Origin of the sequence: Maribacter algarum (ex Zhang et al. 2020), assembly GCF_005885635.1 — a bacterium.
Classification (GTDB): domain Bacteria; phylum Bacteroidota; class Bacteroidia; order Flavobacteriales; family Flavobacteriaceae; genus Maribacter_C; species Maribacter_C algarum.
In genome coordinates, this window is the sequence record NZ_VATY01000001.1 from 1,381,757 (window position 1) to 1,400,697 (window position 18,941).

Below are 18,941 nucleotides of genomic sequence, written 5' to 3' on the forward strand. Positions count from 1 at the left end.
CCACGTGGAACATCGCCTACTTTTTATACCTTACTTCTACGTTTAAAAGCTCGCCTAACTCAATTGCCTTGGCCTTGGCAACGTCCAATGAATCAACTCTCCAAACCGTAAAATGTAAGTTCCCCTTAAAAAATCGAACCACATAATTGCCCTCCCAGGTTTGATTTCCCATAGCTGCAACCGGACCCCATTCAGAGTCCTTTTTGAACACTGCAGAAAATACAGATATATAATCAGGGGAAATACAGTCCAATCTTTGTTTGAAAACTGTAATTCCAAATAAACTAAAATGCCGTTTGTGATTAAGAGTATTGCTGATTTCAAAAGAAATAGAATACCCCAAAAGAAGTATGCCCATACAAGCCATAGTGATGAGTTGACTCAATCCCGCAGCTTCTTTGTAAAGCAAAAACAACATCAACAACAGAATAAAAGTCCCTAAAATAGTTGCAATAAGTGGTTTTGATTGCTTTAAAAAGATGGGCTTTTTCATCTTCCCATAAAAACTAAAAGAACACTAATATCAGATGGAGAAACACCGCTAATTCTAGAAGCCTGAGCAATAGTCACTGGACGAATAGCTTCAAGTTTCTCTCTAGCTTCGTAAGACAGAGACTTTAGTTTTGAATAGTCAAAATTCTCTGGAATTTTGACATCTTCTAGTCGGTGAAGCTTGTCAGCGTTGTTCTTTTCCTTAGCGATATATCCCGAGTATTTTACTTGGACTTCCGTTTGTTCTAGCACTTCCCTATCCAGACTATTTTCTTCTACAAAAGCTGAAACCGACTTCAATTGAAGCATATGATTCATGGTCACTTTTGGTCTAGAAAATGCTTTAACCATCTTGTCAGATTGTTTCACTAAAGCAGAATCTACGCTCTCTAAAATCGGATTTATGTCCTCAGGAAGCACGCTTGTTTTTTCAAAAAACTTGATAAAAGCATTTGATTTTTCCTGCTTTTCTTCCATTCGTTTCAGGCGTTCTTTTCCTGCCAAACCGATTTCATAGCCTTTAGGAGTTAATCTTAAATCGGCATTATCTTGACGCAATAAAGTTCGATATTCTGCTCTAGAAGTAAACATTCGATAAGGCTCTTCCGTACCCTTTGTAATTAAATCATCAATCAAAACTCCAATATAAGCCTCATCTCTTTTTAGAATAAAATCTTCTTTCTTATTGAGTTTTAGATGTGCATTTATACCTGCCATCAAACCTTGGGAGGCAGCTTCTTCGTAACCTGTAGTTCCATTAATCTGTCCGGCGAAATATAGATTCTCTACAAGCTTGGTTTCTAAAGTATGTTTCAATTGCGTTGGTGGAAAATAATCGTATTCTATCGCATAACCAGGTCTAAAAAACTTCACATTTTCAAACCCAACAACCGAGCGCAATGCCTTGAATTGAACATCTTCCGGAAGCGAAGTTGAAAATCCATTTACATAAACCTCAACCGTATTCCATCCTTCAGGTTCTACAAACAACTGGTGGCTATCCTTATCCGCGAAGCGATTAATCTTATCCTCTATAGAAGGACAATATCTTGGCCCAATACTTTTTATTCTTCCATTGAACATCGGAGAACGGTCAAACCCTTCCTTCAATAAATCATGAACAAGGGCACTCGTATGCGTCATATGACAATCGCGCTGTGTCTTTAAAGTTTTCGTTTTTGTATATGAAAATTTCTCAGGAATAGCATCTCCTGGTTGAAGAATCATTTTAGAATAATCCAAGGAACGACCATCAACTCTTGGTGGCGTTCCTGTTTTCATTCGACCACTTTCGAAACCAAAATCTAGTAGTTGTTCTGTTATTCCCGTAGCTGCCTTTTCTCCTGCTCTACCTCCACCAAATTGCTTCTCTCCAATATGGATTAAGCCATTTAGAAAAGTCCCATTTGTTAGAACCACAGCCTTGCCTCTCACTTCAATTCCCAATGATGTTTTTACTCCGCAAACTTTGCCGTTTTCAACCAGAAGTCCGTTGACCATTTCCTGGTAGAAATCACAATTGGGAGTGTTTTCCAACATCAGTCGCCACTCCTCTGCAAAACGCATTCTATCATTTTGAGCTCGCGGACTCCACATCGCAGGTCCCTTAGATTTATTCAACATCTTGAATTGTATCGCAGACTTATCCGTAACGATTCCACTATAACCTCCAAGTGCATCAATCTCACGAACAATTTGTCCTTTAGCAATTCCGCCCATAGCAGGATTACAAGACATCTGTCCGATGGTTTGCAGGTTCATAGTTACCAGCAAAGTTTTCGAACCCATGTTTGCAGCGGCAGCTGCAGCTTCCGCTCCGGCATGACCTCCTCCAACAACAATTACATCATATTCCTTTTCAAACATATCTTTGCACTTAATTCTTTTGTTCCACGTGGAACAATTTCATTTTCTCTTCTTCCTTTGCCCTCATCACCTTTGCTTCCTTATCTGACTTGTCGCCATAACCCGACAAATGTAAAATTCCATGAGCCATTACTCTTCGTAACTCCTCATCGAAATCTACTTTGAATTCTGCAGCATTTTCCTTTACCCGATCAAGGGATATAAATATATCTCCAGCCATTGTATTCCCATCAGTATAATCGAAAGTAATGATGTCAGTATACGTATCATGTTTGAGATACTCTTGATTTACCTTCAACAAATAGGCATCGTCACAAAACACATAGGCGATATCCCCTAAAGCCCTGTTCTCAGAACCAATAACTTCAAGCAGCCATTGGGAATATAATTCTTCCTTAACTATTTGATAATCTGTAAGATAATTAAAATTAATCATCGCTTTTGAAATACTCCTTTACCTTATTCTGGAAATTTTGGCGCAAAGGTAGTGCTTGTCTATTTAAAATCTCAATTTCATTTCGATAATCCTCTAATAATGAGGGCTTAGTAGTTATTGGATTGTTAAACTGGTTCTTGTTTGTATTACTTTCGCGCTCAGGTTTCTTTCCCTGCTTCATCGCGGCATTCTCCAATTTCAAGAGTTCATACTGAATGTTATTCATCTTGTTCATGCCTCGCTGCGTAAAACCATTCTCTAACAATTCATTCTCGAAATCCTCCATTTGACGTAACAACTTCTGGCCTAACTTGCGGTCGCTGCCATTAATCATGTCTTGTAACTGTTCCTCCAGGCGTTGGCGAATCATTTGTTGCTCCTTGTAAATCTCATAGATTTCTTTGAGCTCTTCTTCACTTGGTCCATCTCCTTGGCCATTTCCGTCTCCGCCATCATCGCCGCCTTGACCTCCTTCTCCATTCTCCCCTTTACCTTTTCCCTTTCCATTTTTACCCTCGCCTTCGCCTTCACCACCTTGACCCTCTTTTCCTTGGCCTTTTTCGCCTTCTCCTTTTTCTCCTTCACTTCCTTTGCCTTTCTCTCCACCCTGAACAGATTCTCCTTCACCTTCCCCTTTTTGACCCTCGCCTTGCTGTCCCTTTCCTTCACCAGATGGTTTCCCCTGACCTTCCTTTCCTTGGCCTTCCATCTTTTCTTTCAACTCTCCTTGTTGCTTAATAATATCAGGGAGTTGAAATCCTTCTCCCTCACCTTGCCCCTTACCGGACTGCATGCTCTGTTGCATATTGTCAAGGGTGTTCGCCAGAAAATCTGATAAACTATTAGCCGCAGTCAACACATATTTTTGATAGGATACACCTTGGTATATTTGACTTTCAGCAATGGCTTCTAAGGCTTTGTCGGTGTTATAATATACCTCTGTGATTTGCTCATTGACAAACTCAGCTAACTCTGCACGCCGAAGGGATAAAGCAAACAAGCTGTCATCAACATGCTCGAAAAGCTTACGCAATTCTTGTTGCTCACGAATTGAACTTGAAAACTGAGGCGAGTCTGCATCAACTTCCTCAAGCTCCTCATATAGGTTTTCCTGTTTGAAAGAGAAAATGACCAAGTTGTCTAAAATCTGACGTAGCATTTCGGCATCTTCTGTAATAGAGGAGCCTCCTCCACCTCCACCAGCTGAGGACTCTTGCAATTGCTCACTCATTTCCTTCATTTTCTGAGCAGCGGACTTCTGTTTTTTCTTGGCATTGTTAGCACTATTTTCCTTCTCCTCCGTATCTGAAGATTGCTCATCTCCTTGTTGTTTATTGATTTCTTCTAAAGCTTCTTTTTGGTCTTTCTTGACTGATTCTTCCTTTTTCTTGTCTACGTTAAGGTCTAGCGGTTTCTTTAAATCGGCATTGTCCTTCTTCAACTCGTCTAGCTCCTTGGCAATCTCTTCAAATTTTTCATTGAGCTTTTCCTGTTCCTTATTTTGAAATTGCTCCCCCAGATTCAGTTCAGATAAGGTTTCCTGTCGCTCTGCTAGTTTCTCTAGGTCTTTTGCTAACTGCGCCGCTTTTTCAGTCACATAATACCGTTTGGTCAATTCTAGCAATTGTTCAAGATTCCGCTCGCTGTTCTGCTGTTTTTTACCTAATTCTTCCAGGCGTTTCGCCAATTCTTCTTTATCAATCTTTTCTGCGATTTTATTCAACTCCTCCAACAACTTCTCATTCTTCTTTGCTTCAATCTCTTGTCGTTCTAGACGTTCTTTAAGCAACTCATTCATCTCATCTTCTTTTTCACCCTTATTGAGATTCTCTTTCAGTTGCTTACTGAACTTCTGCATCATCTGCTCCTGTTGCTGTTGCTTCTTCAGGAAATCCTTCACCTGATTCTGGTCATTGAAATTGAGTTGTTTCTTCTCCTTTTGGTTTTGATTGATTTCTTTAAGGGTTTCCTTTTGCTCCTTGAATTTTTCTAGGGACTTATCCAAATTGTCTATAATGGACTGTTGCGACTCAAGCTCCTTGTTCTTTAACTGATTTTCATCAAGCAAAACCGTTGAAAATACTTGGCTTTTGGAAGTTTTTCCATTGTGAACACCATCATTGTCCGTCGCCTCGAAATAGAAGCTATAATTCTTGCCGGCATCTAATTGTAACCCAGAAGGGAAGGTGTAATAGAACTGATTGAAATTGGAGTTCGGTTCTCCCAACTCCAATATTTGTCGGTCTTCCACATCTCCGTCAGGATAACAAACCAAACGAATGCGTCTCAACTTATAATCATCGGAAGCCTCGCCGATATAATAAGATGTATTCGGATTCAAAGAATCTAAAACCTGCTTCGCCTTTATCGTCGGATACGCATCCTTTATAACATCAAAGCGATACGCCAACTTCTCATAATCGGCAATGTTTGCATTAGATGTGCTTAACTCATAGTTGAGATTTGAGAATACACGCTTTGCCATTTCAAAAGCATCTTCTGATTTTGAAAAGGCTATAGAAGTATCCTTTGTAACCAAATGAATGTTCTCCGTATGCTTCCCTTTAATTTGCCAAGTCACTCGTGTTCCTTCCGGAAACGTAGCATTTCCTGTACTTTTCAGTATTTCGGATTTTCTATTCGTATACCTAGGATAATTTAAAAGCAGCTCAAAATTCTGAATCGAAGGTGTTTTTAAAGCATTCAACTGATATTCCCGAGAAAATATACCGTTTGCCTTAAAAGAGAAGCTTGTGGAAGTTAGGGGAGGTGTAAAGGTATATTGATAGATGCCATTTTGTTGCTGTAACAACAGGTCTTTTCCGTCAATCGTAATAAATACTTGGTCTGGGCGAATTTCTCCTTCAGTTGTTACTTGAACGGTGACCGCTTTGGAATCCAAAACATTTAAATCATTAGACAGTAATCGAAACCCAAAAGGTGCCGGCGGCTCGTAAGCTACATCATAATTTACAACCCGATTGTAAGAGCCAAAGAAATCACTCAGATTCCCGCTTAGCCAAATCAATCCGAAGAGCAAAGCCGGAATTGCCAAATACTTTACATATTTCACATTCTCACTAAAATCGACTGCTTTGGTAAAAGGAATGGGATTTAAAGTTTCAGAGCGCTGATCAATACTGGCTAGTAAAAGTTCAGATTGGTTTTTATCATCTGCTAAATCCAGCAAATTATAAAGCTTATCATCCACATCCGGAAAATGCTTCCCAATTAGTAGTGAAGCCTGTTTGTGACTAATTCCCTTTTTCAATTTAAACAAGTAGAATAGGGGTGTCAAGATGTATTTAAATAATAGGAAAGCCTCTATTCCCACAAAAATTAACAGCAAAATCAAACGTCCTGTTGAATTCAACCAAAGGAAGTATTCCACACCCAATGTCACCAAAAAGAACAACAATCCGAGGGCCAAAAAAAGTAGAACCCCTTTGAGCAATAACTTCGTGTAATACTTTTTGGTAAAATCGCTGAGTTTGAGAAGTATGTTATTGTAACTGTTCAAATTCACTATATTTAGTACCAAGATACTCGTTCTCACAAATTTAAACATCAAATTCGTGTTAAACCCGCTCGCCGAGCATTATTAGATAAAAGACAGATGTTAAAAGATTTAAAGTACCTCGCAGCAATGACCTTGCCCATTTCGGCCGTCATAAGTATTTATTTTAAAGGTTATTTCAGCTATTTTACGCCGTTCTACGCTTTTGTTTTGATTCCTATTTTAGAACTCCTATTGCCACATGACCCTTCAAATTACGAGGGTGAGGAGCGTGAGGAAAAGAAAAAAAGCAAGCTTTTCGATTGGATGCTTTACTTGAATGCTCCGGTAATATTCGGACTTCTAGCCTTTCTACTTTGGGATATTACCACAACGAGCTACGCCACCTATGAACTTGTCGGATTAATATTGTCTATGGGAATTGTTCTCGGCACCAACGGAATTAATGTTGCTCATGAATTGGGTCACCGTCAAAAAACCAATGAGCGCCATTTAGGAAAACTATTACTCTTGCCATCATTTTATATGCACTTTTATATCGAGCACAACTTCGGTCATCACGCCCAAGCGGCCACAAAGGAAGACCCAGCTACTGCACAATACAACCAAACGGTATATTCGTTTTGGTTTACCTCAGTGATTCGCCAGTATTTCAGTGCTTGGAAGCTGCAGTCAAAATTGCTGAAGTCCCATAAACAGACGTTTCTCTCTATAAAAAACGATATGCTGTGGTATACCGTATTTCAAATCACCTACTTAGTAATTGTTTTCTTTTTCTTTGGCAAATTAGGTGTTCTTTTTGCGGTTACTAGCGGGATTGTTGGCTTTCTAATGCTGGAAACCGTAAACTATATCGAACACTATGGACTTATGCGCAACAAACTGCCTTCAGGACGGTACGAACGTGTTCGCGAGATCCACTCTTGGAATAGCAATCATGTAATGGGAAGAATTGTCCTTTATGAATTGACCCGCCATAGCGACCATCATTACAAATCTTCTAAAAAGTATCAGATCCTTGACTATCACGATATTTCACCACAAATGCCTTTCGGTTATCCCACTTCGATGGTAATGTCATTTCTCCCTCCTCTTTGGTTCAAAATCATGAATCCACGTATTCCAGAAGGGATGAAACCTGTGAAGGCTTAAATCAAATTTCTACATGTTTTAGCCTATCGGATTTCCTATCTTTGCAGCTCAAAAATGAGAAGCTATGAGTCAGAAAGTCCGTGTTCGTTTTGCACCTAGTCCTACAGGTCCATTACATATTGGAGGAGTGCGTACCGCACTTTTCAATTACCTGTTTGCCAAAAAACACGGAGGTGATTTTATTCTTCGAATTGAAGATACCGACCAGAATCGTTATGTAGAAGGAGCAGAGCAATATATCGTTGATGCCCTGAATTGGTGTGGTATTCCCTTTGACGAAGGTGTTGACAAAGAAGGTGGTTTTGGTCCATATAGACAGAGCGAGCGTAAAGACCTTTATAGACAATATGCAGATGAGCTTATCTCAAATGGGAAGGCATACTATGCTTTTGACACTTCCGAGAAGCTAGATTTTCATAGAAAAGACCATGAAGCTAATGGCAAGACTTTTATCTATAACTGGCACAATCGATTAAAACTTACCAATTCTCTTTCATTACCCGCTGAAGAAGTGCAAGCAAAACTAGATGCTGGAGAGGATTATGTAATTCGCTTCAAATCTCCTCAAGATGAAAAATTGGTTTTAACGGATATCATCCGTGGCGAAATACATATTGACACCAATATTCTTGACGACAAAGTTCTTTTTAAAAGTGATGGCATGCCGACCTATCATTTAGCAAATATTGTGGATGACCATTTGATGGAAATCTCACATGTGATTCGAGGAGAAGAATGGTTGCCCTCTTTGGCATTGCACCAACAATTATATGATGCCTTTGGATGGAATGCGCCCCAATTTGCTCATTTACCCTTAATAATGAAACCTGTAGGGAAAGGGAAATTAAGTAAACGAGACGGAGAGAAATTGGGCTTTCCCGTATTTCCCTTGTCATGGAATGAATCAAAAGGGTACAGAGAAGAAGGTTATTTTCCTGAAGCTGTTGTCAACTTTTTGGCCATGCTCGGCTGGAATCCCGGTACGGAACAAGAACTATTTAGCCTTTCGGAATTGGTAGACACCTTTAGTTTGGAAAGGGTAAACAAATCAGGAGCACGATTTGACCCTGATAAGACGAAATGGTATAATCAACAGTACTTGCAAGAGAGGGGTGATGAAGAACTTGCGACTTTATTTAGCTCAGAACTAAACGACAAAGAGATTCTTTTCCTGGCTAAGAATGGCGATTGGCTTAAAAAGGTAGTATCACTAATAAAAGAACGCGCAACTTTTGTTTCCGATTTTTGGGGGCTCTCTGATTACTTCTTTGTGGCACCTACTACTTACAATGAAAAAGCATCCAGAAAACATTGGAAAGAAGGGACTCCTGAAATACTAAACCAATTGGTATCTGTACTAGAATCCATTTCTGACTTCTCTTCTGAAAACGTGGAAACCCAAGTAAAATTATGGATTACCGAAAAAGAACTGTCTTTTGGAAAAGTGATGCCTCTACTTCGTTTGGTGATTGTTGGCGACATGAAAGGGCCTCATATTTTTGATATCCTAGAGATGATTGGGAAGGAAGAAAGTATCCAAAGAATACAAACTGCTATTGAAAAATTGAGTTCTTAGAAACCTAAGCCGCAATTGAAATTCATAGCTTCCTATCCTTGGCATTTGCTGAAAGACCTCACCTTTTGTAACATTTCCGAGGGAAATCCTACACATATGTAAAGTGATTTACGTAAATTTCATATATAAACCTAAAAACAAAAAATATGGGCAGTTTCTTCTTTATACCAATTATTTTCTTCGGATTAATTATCCTGATTTCTTCCTTCTTTATTGTCAAACAACAAACCGCAGCCATTATCGAGCGTTTTGGAAAATTCCATAGTATACGGCAATCAGGACTACACTTAAAAATTCCTTTGGTAGACCGCATAGCAGGGAAATTAAGTTTAAAAATTCAACAACTGGATGTTATTATTGAAACGAAAACTTTAGATGATGTATTTGTTCGCCTGAAAGTGTCTGTGCAATACAAAGTCATCAAAGACAAAGTATATGATGCCTTCTATAAACTCGATTACCCGCATGACCAAATTACTTCGTATGTATTTGATGTAGTTCGTGCCGAGGTTCCAAAAATGAAGTTAGATGATGTATTCGTTCGTAAAGATGATATTGCCATTGCCGTAAAATCTGAATTGAACGAAGCAATGATGACCTATGGTTATGATATCATTAAAACACTTGTTACAGATATCGACCCTGATGCTCAGGTAAAAGAAGCAATGAACCGTATTAATGCTTCTGAACGTGAAAAAATCGCAGCACAATTCGAAGGTGATGCTGCTCGTATTCTTATTGTAGAAAAAGCAAAAGCAGAAGCTGAGAGTAAAAGACTTCAAGGTCAAGGTATTGCCGACCAACGTAGAGAAATCGCTAGAGGTTTGGAAGAATCTGTTGAAGTATTAAACAAAGTAGGTATCAATTCTCAGGAAGCATCTGCTTTGATTGTTGTTACTCAACATTATGATACGCTGCAGTCAATAGGGCAGGAGACGAACAGTAATTTAATTCTATTACCAAACTCTCCTCAAGCGGGTAGCCAAATGCTAAACGACATGGTTGCTAGCTTTACGGCAAGTAATCAAATAGGTGAAGCCATGAAAAAGCAAAAGCCTAAGAAATTAGACTAATACGATTTTCCAAAACTTATATTCTCAAAGCGCTCACCTTGGTGGGCGCTTTTTTACTTTTTTCTTAGAAGTATTGCCCTATTCCAAAGACGATTCCGTTCGTAGCTTCGGAACCTATCCCGAAACCATAATCCAATCGAAAAACGGCATTAAAAATTCTTTTATGTGTCAAGCGAAAGCCCACTCCAGGGTATAAACGCGTTGCCGAACCGTCAAACAATTGGGAAAAATCTTCTCCCGGTTTGCGCCAAGTGCCTGCATCAACAAAAGCGTTTCCTTGTACAACAAACCATCCTTTCTCGAAAAGCGTGTGTCGATATTCTGTGTTTAGTACGATTGCCGCCGTTCCACGATCCACGGTATTCCCGACGCCACGAATATTTAACTGATTGTCAAGCGTAAATGGCGCAAAAGGAGAATCCTCATTACCAAAAGCCGCGGCTAGACGCAAACGTGTTGCCCAATTTCCGCGATTTTTAATTTTCTTGTAGTAGATAAAATCATTTCTTAGGGACAAAAAGGAGTTTAAAAATTGCTCTCCAGGAGCATCTCCGCTTAAAAAGTTGACATACTGGCCGGTAAATTCACTTGTGATTCCGTCAAAGTATTGGTAATCGATATCCAAGTCGACATAACGATAAACACCTTTGTAAATCAGTTTGTCCGCCTTCAAACTAATGGGCCTATTGGGAAGAGGATTTTCTTCCTCGAATAGATATTGCTCCTTTGCATAAATTGCTCCTAATTCTATCTCATTGTTAAAATTAGGGGAGAGGAGCAGAGCACCTTCGAACATCTCAGAATTAAATCGATAGTTTTTATCTCCTTCTTCAAAAAAGACAGGTTCTTGGGTCGTTACGTTTTGATAGTTCAGTCCCACACCGATTTTGTCACTAAATAAAAAGGGGTGTTCCCAGAAAGCTCCATACGAATTGAAGACATTCTTTTCATAAAAAGCGCCTAAAAGTTGATTGTTTCCGAAAAGGTTAAATTCAAAGACAGATAAACGATACGCAAAGCTACCGTCATTAGCAGTGGCTATCCTTAATCCCGGAATAATTGTAAAGTTCTCTTCTACTCTATACAAAAGCTTCACTTCCTCACCTTCTCCCAATAACTCGTAGGTGGCATTCGCAATTCCCGGAAGTCTTTTTAACCGTTCAACATCCTTAACAACCAGAAGAGAATCAAAAGTTGTATTGGGTTTTGTTTTGAGCAAACGTCTTAAAAAGTTTTCTTTGGTTTTTTTTACCCCTGAAAATTCAAGCTCCGAGATGATTTGTTCTTGCGCAAAAATATTTGAGCTTAAAAGCAGCGTTACTAACAGAAGAAATAATTTTCTCATTTTTCAAGGTTTTTCAAACTCTAAGACGAAGGAGAATCACTTTCCATACTAGTTTTTGGAAAAAATTAGACTGAAAAGTCACTAGAAGGCCGAGAACAGATTTATAGAAATACGATCAACACATTAGTTAGGAAAAAGACGAAGTCCCTTCAGGAAAGCTTAAAACAAGCCGCTTTTAATAGAAAATACCAATTGATATATTAGTGAGAATAAGCAATTCTTATATCAGCTTTTTTGCTGAATTTTAGCCCAAGAATCTCGTAAGCCAACCGTTCTATTGAAAACCAATTTTTCTGAAGTTGAATCTGGATCAACACAGAAATACCCCAAACGTTGAAATTGAACTTGGGTACCAACTTTTAAATCTTTCATGCTTGGCTCCAAATATCCCGTGATGGTTTTTAAAGAATCCGGATTCACAAATTCCATAAAATCTTTGTCTTTATGGGTATCTGGACTTTCATCTGTAAAAAGGCGATCATACAATCGAACTTCTGCTTCCAAAGCATGTTCTATAGAAACCCAATGTAAAGTTCCTTTAACCTTTCGCAGACTTTCTTCTGTACCGCTACCACTCTTACTTTTCGGGTCGTATATACACTGTACCTCAGTAATATTCCCTTCGGTATCTTTTGTGCAGCTCTCTGCTTTTATGATATAAGCGTTTTTTAATCGGACTTCCTTGCCCAATTTCAAACGAAAAAACTTCTTGTTGGCTTCCTCTCTGAAATCTTCTTTTTCAATATAGATTTCTCTGGAAAAAGGCACTTTTCTTGAACCCGCAGCTTCATCTTCAGGATTGTTCTCAGCGTCTAACCATTCCTCTTCACCTTCCGGATAATTCGTAATCACCACTTTAAGCGGGTCTAAAACTCCCATCACGCGTGGCGCTACTTTATTCAAATGGTCTCGGACTTGAAATTCCAGAAGAGAAACATCGATTAAGTTATCACGTTTCGCAATGCCAATAGTGTCCGCAAAATTGCGAATGGATTCTGGAGAATACCCTCTTCTTCGCAATCCTGAAATTGTTGGCATCCGAGGATCATGCCAGCTATCCACAACCCCATCCTCCACTAATCTTGCTAACTTTCGTTTACTAACAACCGTATGACTTAAGTTTCTTCGAGCAAATTCCCGCTGTTTAGGTCGAACCTTATTTTCATCAACCACTTGATTCAAAAACCAATCATACAATTCCCGATGCATAGCAAATTCAAGCGTACACAAAGAATGCGAAACTTGTTCGATATAATCGCTCTCACCGTGCGTCCAATCGTACATTGGATAAATACACCAATCGGTATTTGTTCTGTGATGTGCCTTGTGAAGTACTCTATACATGATAGGATCTCGCATCAACATGTTTGAAGAAGTCATGTCAATCTTAGCACGTAAAACATGCATTCCTTCTTCAAATTTTCCTGCCTTCATTCCTTCGAACAGTTTTAAATTCTCTTCTACAGATCGATTGCGGAATGGACTTTCGGTTCCGGCTTCTGTTGGAGTTCCTTTTTGAGCAGCCATTTCTTCAGAAGTTTGACTATCTATATACGCCTTTCCCTCTTTGATTAAAAGTATGGCCCAATCGTATAACTGCTGGAAGTAATCGGATGCATACCGTTCGGTATCCCATTTATATCCCAGCCATTCGACATCCCTTTTTATTGCATCTACGAACTCTTGTTCTTCCTTTGCGGGATTCGTATCATCAAACCTCAAGTTCACGGGCGCTTTATACCGCAATCCTAATCCGAAATTCAAACAAATTGAACTGGCATGTCCAATATGTAAATAACCATTCGGTTCGGGTGGAAAACGAAATCGTAAAGCGTCTTTAGAAAACCCGTTTTTCAGGTCTTCTTCGATGATATGCTCAAGAAAATTCAAAGATTTTTCCGAATCGCTCATAAGGTGCTTTTTAAAGAACCACAAAAGTAGCAAAAATGCAATGATTACCGTCTATTAAAAACCCTTAACCATAGAAATAGGAGTGTTCACAACAATTTTGTTTGACGCTACAACATTATATTGATAGACCAATAAATAAAGGACATATTTGCTATTGAATACTGTATAAGAGACCGTTAAGCAAATTTCAACCGGTGTTGAAACCAATAAAACGAAAAATTATACGTTTTATCGAAAGTCCCAAATCTGAAGATAAAACTGTAGCCCCAAAACTACTACTACTTATGAAAACTAACTTAAGCTTTCCCCGTCTATTCTTGTTGGCGCTTTTTGCGTTCCTTTCTACTCAAACTTTCGCTCAAATTTCTATGTTGCCTCCAGCACCCGCGGGAGGTGGTACTGGTTTCACAAAAATCTGTGCCGGGATTGATAATGGTTCAGGTCCATTCAACTCCTACGATGTAACTATTGCCTGGGGGGGAACCGCCAACTCCGACAACGAGTTTATTCTAGAACTTTCTGATGCTACAGGAGATTTCACTAACGCTGTTGAACTAGGCCGCGTAGGAGATCAGAACACGGCAAACCCGAAAAACTTCGATTTGAATTTTTCAATTCCGACAGATGCGCAGGGACAAGGGTACAAGTTTCGTGCTCGAAGCACAAGCCCTGTCAGTCAAGCAGAATCTGATGACTCATTTCATATCTATTATATGGCGGTTACAACTAATTTGAATATTAGTGAGTTAGGTGATGGAAATCCCCCAGGCAACTTGTGCGACCCTGTTTCAATCGACCTACAGGTAGATAATATCCCCAGTCCAGAAACCTATCAATACCAATGGTACCGAAGCGGATCTCTACTGACTGGTGAAACCAATCATACGATTACCGTAAATCAAACAGGTATGTATCAAGCTTTAGTTGATTATGGTGATTGTACTTTTAATGGAAATACTGATTCCAACATAGTAACAGTTCAAATAGGTTCTACTGGTGCAGGAATAGGAATTACTCCACCAAGCAAAACTGCCCTATGTGCGGGAGATATTGAAACCTTGACAATTGATACAACTGATCCTTCTTGGAGCTATCAGTGGTATAAAGATAATGTAGCCATCCCCGGAGCAACAAATACATCGTATAATGTTGACGCAAGTATCGCCGGATTCGAGGGTGACTACCAAGTCGAAATATCAGCACCTGGAATTTGTACTGAAAGATCTGCTCCTATTACTATTACAAATGGTGGAGCATTTACCGTTACCAGAGATAATTCAGCAAACGTTGTGGTTCTCCCTTCTCAACCTGAAACCTTAAGCGTGAGTACTACGGCTAATTCCCCAACTTATCAATGGTATAGAAATGGAGCAATGGTCAGTGGTGCTACCAACGCTACTTTAGATATTACTCAAGATGGAACTTACTATGCAGCCGTAACCTCATCAGGAACATGTAGTTCAACGGTAAACTCCGAGAATACGGTTGCTGTTGTGCCAAGCAGCTTTGAAATCGTAATTGACTTTGATTCATCATACACGGCTTGCGTAAGCACAAATGCTATCTTGGAAATAGCAATGATAAATGCAATTGCTTCTGACGGAACTAGGTCCGACGTAACTGGACAATTAGAAACCTCTTTCGTTTATCAGTGGCAGCTTGATGGCACCGATGTTGCCGGAGCTACCGGTCAAAACATAAGTCTCGCCGATAATACCGAAAATGGAGACTATACCGTTAATGCAACACTAGGAACCTATAATGAAACATCAAATACCATAGCTGTACAACTTTTGACCAATGAAACTGTGACTATAACGAGTACAAGCACAGTATACTGTAATTCTTCAGACATTATTACCATTAGTACGACAACTGACTTAACTGGAGAAAGCTTTTCTTGGGAAAGAGACGGTACTTCCGTAAATACAACTGAAGCATCATTAACGGTAACAGAACCTGGTACATACCGTTTGGTACTAGATAAGGATGGCTGTCCTCTACCTTCTAATGAAATTGCAATCTCTCCTTTGGACCCCAACCTTATTACGCTTGATGTTGACGGTGATGTAATCTTTCCTGAAGGAAGTTCAGAAACCGTGACCGCAAGAGGCGGAACTGCCTACCAATGGTATGATGAAAGCAACAATTTATTAAGCAGCACCGACCAAATGACCTTTACTGAAGAAGGAACGTTTACACTTGTTGCTAACGTTGATAATTGTGAAATTACAAGACAACTTACAGCTGTTTACCTTGATTTATTCAATGTACCCAACGTAATTACCCCGAACGGAGATGGTGCAAATGATCAATGGGTGATTCCTAATTCATACTCCAATAAATCAGATGTGAATGTGATTATATATAATGATAAGGGAGAAGAACTAGTCAACGAAACTGGCTATGCCAACAACTGGCCTCAATCTGCAACCTCATTTCCTAAACAAAATATGGTGTTCTATTATGTAATTAAGAATGCTACCGAAACATTAAAACAAGGTACCATCACCGTTATTCGCTAACCTACAACCATGAAACTAAGAAACCTACTACTACTTCCTTTGATTGCCTTCATGACGTTAACTACGGTTAGCGCACAAGAGGATGATCCAATATTACCATACCAAGTAGCACCGCAAAACCTTTTGAAATTCAATAGGTTTTTAATAAACCCTACTTTTTCAACTGTACGTGAAGACAATTCATATATCAATCTGTTACACAGAAACCAATCGGTATCTTTTAAGGATAATGACCAAACGTATTTCCTAAGTTATAGCGGTAGAGTAGGAGACCGTAGCGGTTTAGGTTTAAGTGTTTATAACCAAAAGGTAGGGCCAGTAGCTAATATTGGTGCACTAGCAAACTTTGCTTATGGAATCAAATTGAGCGATAAGAGCAACTTCACTTTCGGAGCCAACTTGGCCTATTACAATACAGGATTAAATAGAGCCGATGTAGATATTGTAGATCCGAATGACTTTAGAATCAACGGAACCCAAGATAGTAACGTACTTTCATTTCAACCTGGTTTCAACTTATCATATGGTCAAATAGATTTTGGCGTTTTCGCGGAGAACTTATTTGACTATAATTTGAAAACTAGTGAAACACTAACTGATTTTAAAAACAAAACCTATTCCGCGCATCTCCAATATACCTATCCCTTTAAAAGTGACAGTGGTATCTTTGAAAGCGCCCGCGTGATGCCCTTGGCACGAGTTCGTATGAACCCGCGAAGTGGACTGGTTTCTCAAGAAGAGCAGGACCTTTCTTTAGGCGGAAGTTTAATTTTAGATCTTCCCAAATTAGGATGGCTGCAAGGAGGTTATGATTCTTTCTATGGAGCTTCGGCAGGAGCTGGATTCAACATTAACCAACGTCTTTCACTTGGTTATACAATGGAAAAGGGTTTTGGCACAGACTTCAATAATCTTGGAGTAACCCACGAAATTTCTCTAGCATATTCATTCACACCCAACCTTACCGAGGATCGAGTCATGTTAGAAGAGGGAGAAGAATTGGTTGAAAACGAAGAACTAGACACAGAAAGTCTTGCCTCAAATGATGAGGTTGAAGAATTGAAAAAAAGACTTGCTGAAAATGAAGAGGTTTTGGCAGAACTAATGTTTCGCCAAGATTCTTTAGAAGCTAGCCGCGAAAAAGATTTAGAACGTAGGTTTGAAATGGTGATGCGCATGGTTCGTAATCAAACCAATGGGGAGCGACCTGATTTAGAAAAAAGAGCAGAACAATTATTCTTAACCGGTAGAGATCGTCCCACCGCACTTGCCAATAATGACAATAACGAAGGTGGAAATGTAACACAAGATAATACACGTTCAGTTCGGACTGCTCCTCAAACAAATGTCGCTGTTCGTGATAATTCAAGAACTGAAAGTACAAGTCCTTCTACTCGTGCAGTGGCCCAAGATAATACTAGGGCTAATGACTACAACCAAGGTGTGAGTCGTGGTGCTATCAAAAGCAGAAAGTTTAAAAACCTTGATGGTGTGAATGATGGATACTACGTTGTTGCTAATGTCTACAAAGGCGGGAAATACATGAATAAGTTTATAGACAATCTTAATGAGCAAGGTTTTTCCTCTGACTATATAGATAACCCTAAAAATGGTATGAAATATGTGTATTTAGAACGGTATGATACTTGGCAAGAAGCTTCCGACGCTTACAAAAGTAATATGGATGGAAAATACTCAGATGATCTATGGATTATGAATGTTGACAATCGTTATACGAACGAAACGTATGCTAGTAATGTGGATAAGCTCCAGCAAAAATCTGCAAAGTATAATACTGATGAACTAGAGAAAAACATCTCGGTAAGAGACCGTGTAACTTCTACAAATACCGCTCCTAGAAACTTTAAACTCAATGGTGTCGGTTCTGGATACTACATCATAGCCAATGTTTTTGCCAAGCCAAGTAATGCTAAAAAATTCGTTAAGCTTTTGAATTCTTATGGTCTTAGTGCGAGCTACTTTATCAATCCTGAGAACAATTGGAGATATGTGTACTTGAAAAGACATGAGTCATGGAACAATGCCCTAATATCCTATTACTCGAAAATCAATGATTCGTATGATGACAAAATGTGGATTATGCGTGTTCACTCAGACGCTATAACTTAATTCAAAAAAATAAAAGTATCTAGATGAGTCTGTTTTTCAAATTGAAAGACAGGCTTTTCTTTTTACTATAAATGATATTTTACATTATAACGGTGGGCCAATAGATTGAAAATACTAGTCTTACTATATCGAAATAGGGTTTAGTCCTTAGACTCTAATTTGCAATTTTTAAGATAGACCTGCCCAATACCTTTCTTTGTTCAGCCGTGCCGGAAACTCTGTAAAAAACTATTAATACCACGCTTCTTAAGTTCTTCTACCTCTCAAATTGAATTTACATTTTTCAACTTCCTTTCCTTCTTTTAACTAAACCCATAGCTTTTTGTAAATAACCTTATGTTTCCGGATGTAATGGAAAACACTAAAATGTCAGAGGTTATCACGAAGAAATCATCATCAAAAGAAACGCCTGTAAATCATTTTTTGAACCTCATTTCCTCGCCAAATTATATATCCAATTTGAGTGTTTTCATTTGAATTTCTTTGTCCCTTAATCATAACGACTACCGACAACAATTAGCTTTTCCATTTTTTTCTACTCAACTATCCCGATGATTTTATCGATTCCGGATAAATTGTTCATATGAAAATCAAACAATAGTTTAGTATTTTTTGGAAATGTTGTACGAACCACTTCTAATGTTGGAGTTTGGCTTGCAGTTTTTCTGTGCGGAAAGCCATTATTATCCGTAACGCTATATCCAGAATTTAACTTTTTAACGGCGCTCAAATTTATTTCTATTCGCCAATTGGGATCCACGTTACAACAATATTGAATGCCTCTGCTTATGTTTTCGAGGTTTTCCCATCACTCAAAGCCGTAACAAATAAATTCTATTTGAAAATTTCATTTTAAATACATCCGTTTAGAAAATTTAAAGTCCAATACCAATGATGAAAACGACTTGATTTCAGGAA

At 38.9% G+C, this 18,941-nt stretch carries 11 protein-coding genes; 5 read left to right on the forward strand and 6 right to left on the reverse strand.

Annotated features, from left to right (window positions below; translation table 11 throughout):
- Positions 1-16: 16 nt before the first annotated feature.
- From FEE95_RS05955 to FEE95_RS05970, 4 genes are read right to left on the reverse strand one after another with little or no spacing between them, the layout of a single operon-like run.
- Positions 17-493 (reverse strand): hypothetical protein, encoded by a 477-nt coding sequence (locus FEE95_RS05955; RefSeq protein ID WP_138656908.1) that lies wholly within the window; start codon positions 491-493, stop codon positions 17-19.
- Positions 490-2,358: a tRNA uridine-5-carboxymethylaminomethyl(34) synthesis enzyme MnmG gene (gene mnmG, locus FEE95_RS05960; protein WP_138656909.1), complete on the reverse strand. Its 1,869-nt coding sequence runs from the start codon at positions 2,356-2,358 to the stop codon at positions 490-492. Before mnmG ends, FEE95_RS05955 begins: the two co-directional genes overlap by 4 nt.
- Positions 2,359-2,368: 10 nt before the next feature.
- Complete coding sequence (gene ybeY, locus FEE95_RS05965; RefSeq protein WP_138656910.1) at positions 2,369-2,794, reverse strand: rRNA maturation RNase YbeY; 426 nt, start codon at positions 2,792-2,794, stop codon at positions 2,369-2,371.
- Entirely contained in the window at positions 2,787-6,320 is a 3,534-nt protein-coding gene (locus FEE95_RS05970) for a DUF4175 family protein (RefSeq protein ID WP_317129242.1), read from the reverse strand. Before FEE95_RS05970 ends, ybeY begins: the two co-directional genes overlap by 8 nt.
- Positions 6,321-6,410: 90 nt before the next feature.
- Here FEE95_RS05970 and FEE95_RS05975 point away from each other — a divergent pair, with 90 nt between their 5' ends.
- The 3 genes from FEE95_RS05975 (at position 6,411) to FEE95_RS05985 (ending at position 10,112) form a co-directional block, all read left to right on the forward strand.
- Positions 6,411-7,463, forward strand: a complete 1,053-nt coding sequence (locus FEE95_RS05975) for an alkane 1-monooxygenase (protein WP_138656912.1) — start codon at positions 6,411-6,413, stop codon at positions 7,461-7,463.
- 64 nt (positions 7,464-7,527) lie between these two features.
- A complete protein-coding gene (gene gltX / locus FEE95_RS05980; protein ID WP_138656913.1) occupies positions 7,528-9,039 on the forward strand; it encodes a glutamate--tRNA ligase in 1,512 nt (503 codons plus the stop codon).
- A 146-nt stretch (positions 9,040-9,185) separates the two neighbouring features.
- On the forward strand, positions 9,186-10,112 hold the full coding sequence (locus tag FEE95_RS05985; protein WP_138656914.1) for an SPFH domain-containing protein: 927 nt from the start codon (positions 9,186-9,188) through the stop codon (positions 10,110-10,112).
- Between the two features lie 64 nt (positions 10,113-10,176).
- On the opposite strand, the gene FEE95_RS05990 is transcribed toward FEE95_RS05985, so the two are convergent.
- The gene (locus FEE95_RS05990) at positions 10,177-11,457 is read right to left on the reverse strand and encodes a POTRA domain-containing protein (RefSeq protein WP_138656915.1); all 1,281 of its coding nucleotides are present in this window, start codon (positions 11,455-11,457) and stop codon (positions 10,177-10,179) included.
- Positions 11,458-11,682: 225 nt separating this feature from the next.
- On the reverse strand, positions 11,683-13,368 hold the full coding sequence (locus tag FEE95_RS05995) for a glutamine--tRNA ligase/YqeY domain fusion protein (protein ID WP_138656916.1): 1,686 nt from the start codon (positions 13,366-13,368) through the stop codon (positions 11,683-11,685).
- A 284-nt stretch (positions 13,369-13,652) separates the two neighbouring features.
- Here FEE95_RS05995 and FEE95_RS06000 point away from each other — a divergent pair, with 284 nt between their 5' ends.
- Together FEE95_RS06000 and FEE95_RS06005 are read left to right on the forward strand one after the other, a co-directional pair.
- A complete protein-coding gene (locus tag FEE95_RS06000; RefSeq protein ID WP_238474505.1) occupies positions 13,653-15,893 on the forward strand; it encodes a T9SS type B sorting domain-containing protein in 2,241 nt (746 codons plus the stop codon).
- A 9-nt stretch (positions 15,894-15,902) separates the two neighbouring features.
- Positions 15,903-18,023, forward strand: a complete 2,121-nt coding sequence (locus tag FEE95_RS06005) for a PorP/SprF family type IX secretion system membrane protein (RefSeq protein WP_138656917.1) — start codon at positions 15,903-15,905, stop codon at positions 18,021-18,023.
- Positions 18,024-18,941: the final 918 nt, after the last annotated feature.

Coding starts and splice junctions, on each gene's coding strand:
- FEE95_RS06000 (WP_238474505.1), top strand. CDS start 13,653: ATGAAAACTAACTTAAGCTTTCCCCGTCTATTCTTGTTGGCGCTTTTT.
- ybeY (WP_138656910.1), bottom strand. CDS start 2,794: ATGATTAATTTTAATTATCTTACAGATTATCAAATAGTTAAGGAAGAA.
- gltX (WP_138656913.1), top strand. CDS start 7,528: ATGAGTCAGAAAGTCCGTGTTCGTTTTGCACCTAGTCCTACAGGTCCA.
- FEE95_RS05990 (WP_138656915.1), bottom strand. CDS start 11,457: ATGAGAAAATTATTTCTTCTGTTAGTAACGCTGCTTTTAAGCTCAAAT.
- mnmG (WP_138656909.1), bottom strand. CDS start 2,358: ATGTTTGAAAAGGAATATGATGTAATTGTTGTTGGAGGAGGTCATGCC.
- FEE95_RS05995 (WP_138656916.1), bottom strand. CDS start 13,368: ATGAGCGATTCGGAAAAATCTTTGAATTTTCTTGAGCATATCATCGAA.
- FEE95_RS05975 (WP_138656912.1), top strand. CDS start 6,411: ATGTTAAAAGATTTAAAGTACCTCGCAGCAATGACCTTGCCCATTTCG.
- FEE95_RS06005 (WP_138656917.1), top strand. CDS start 15,903: ATGAAACTAAGAAACCTACTACTACTTCCTTTGATTGCCTTCATGACG.
- FEE95_RS05955 (WP_138656908.1), bottom strand. CDS start 493: ATGAAAAAGCCCATCTTTTTAAAGCAATCAAAACCACTTATTGCAACT.
- FEE95_RS05985 (WP_138656914.1), top strand. CDS start 9,186: ATGGGCAGTTTCTTCTTTATACCAATTATTTTCTTCGGATTAATTATC.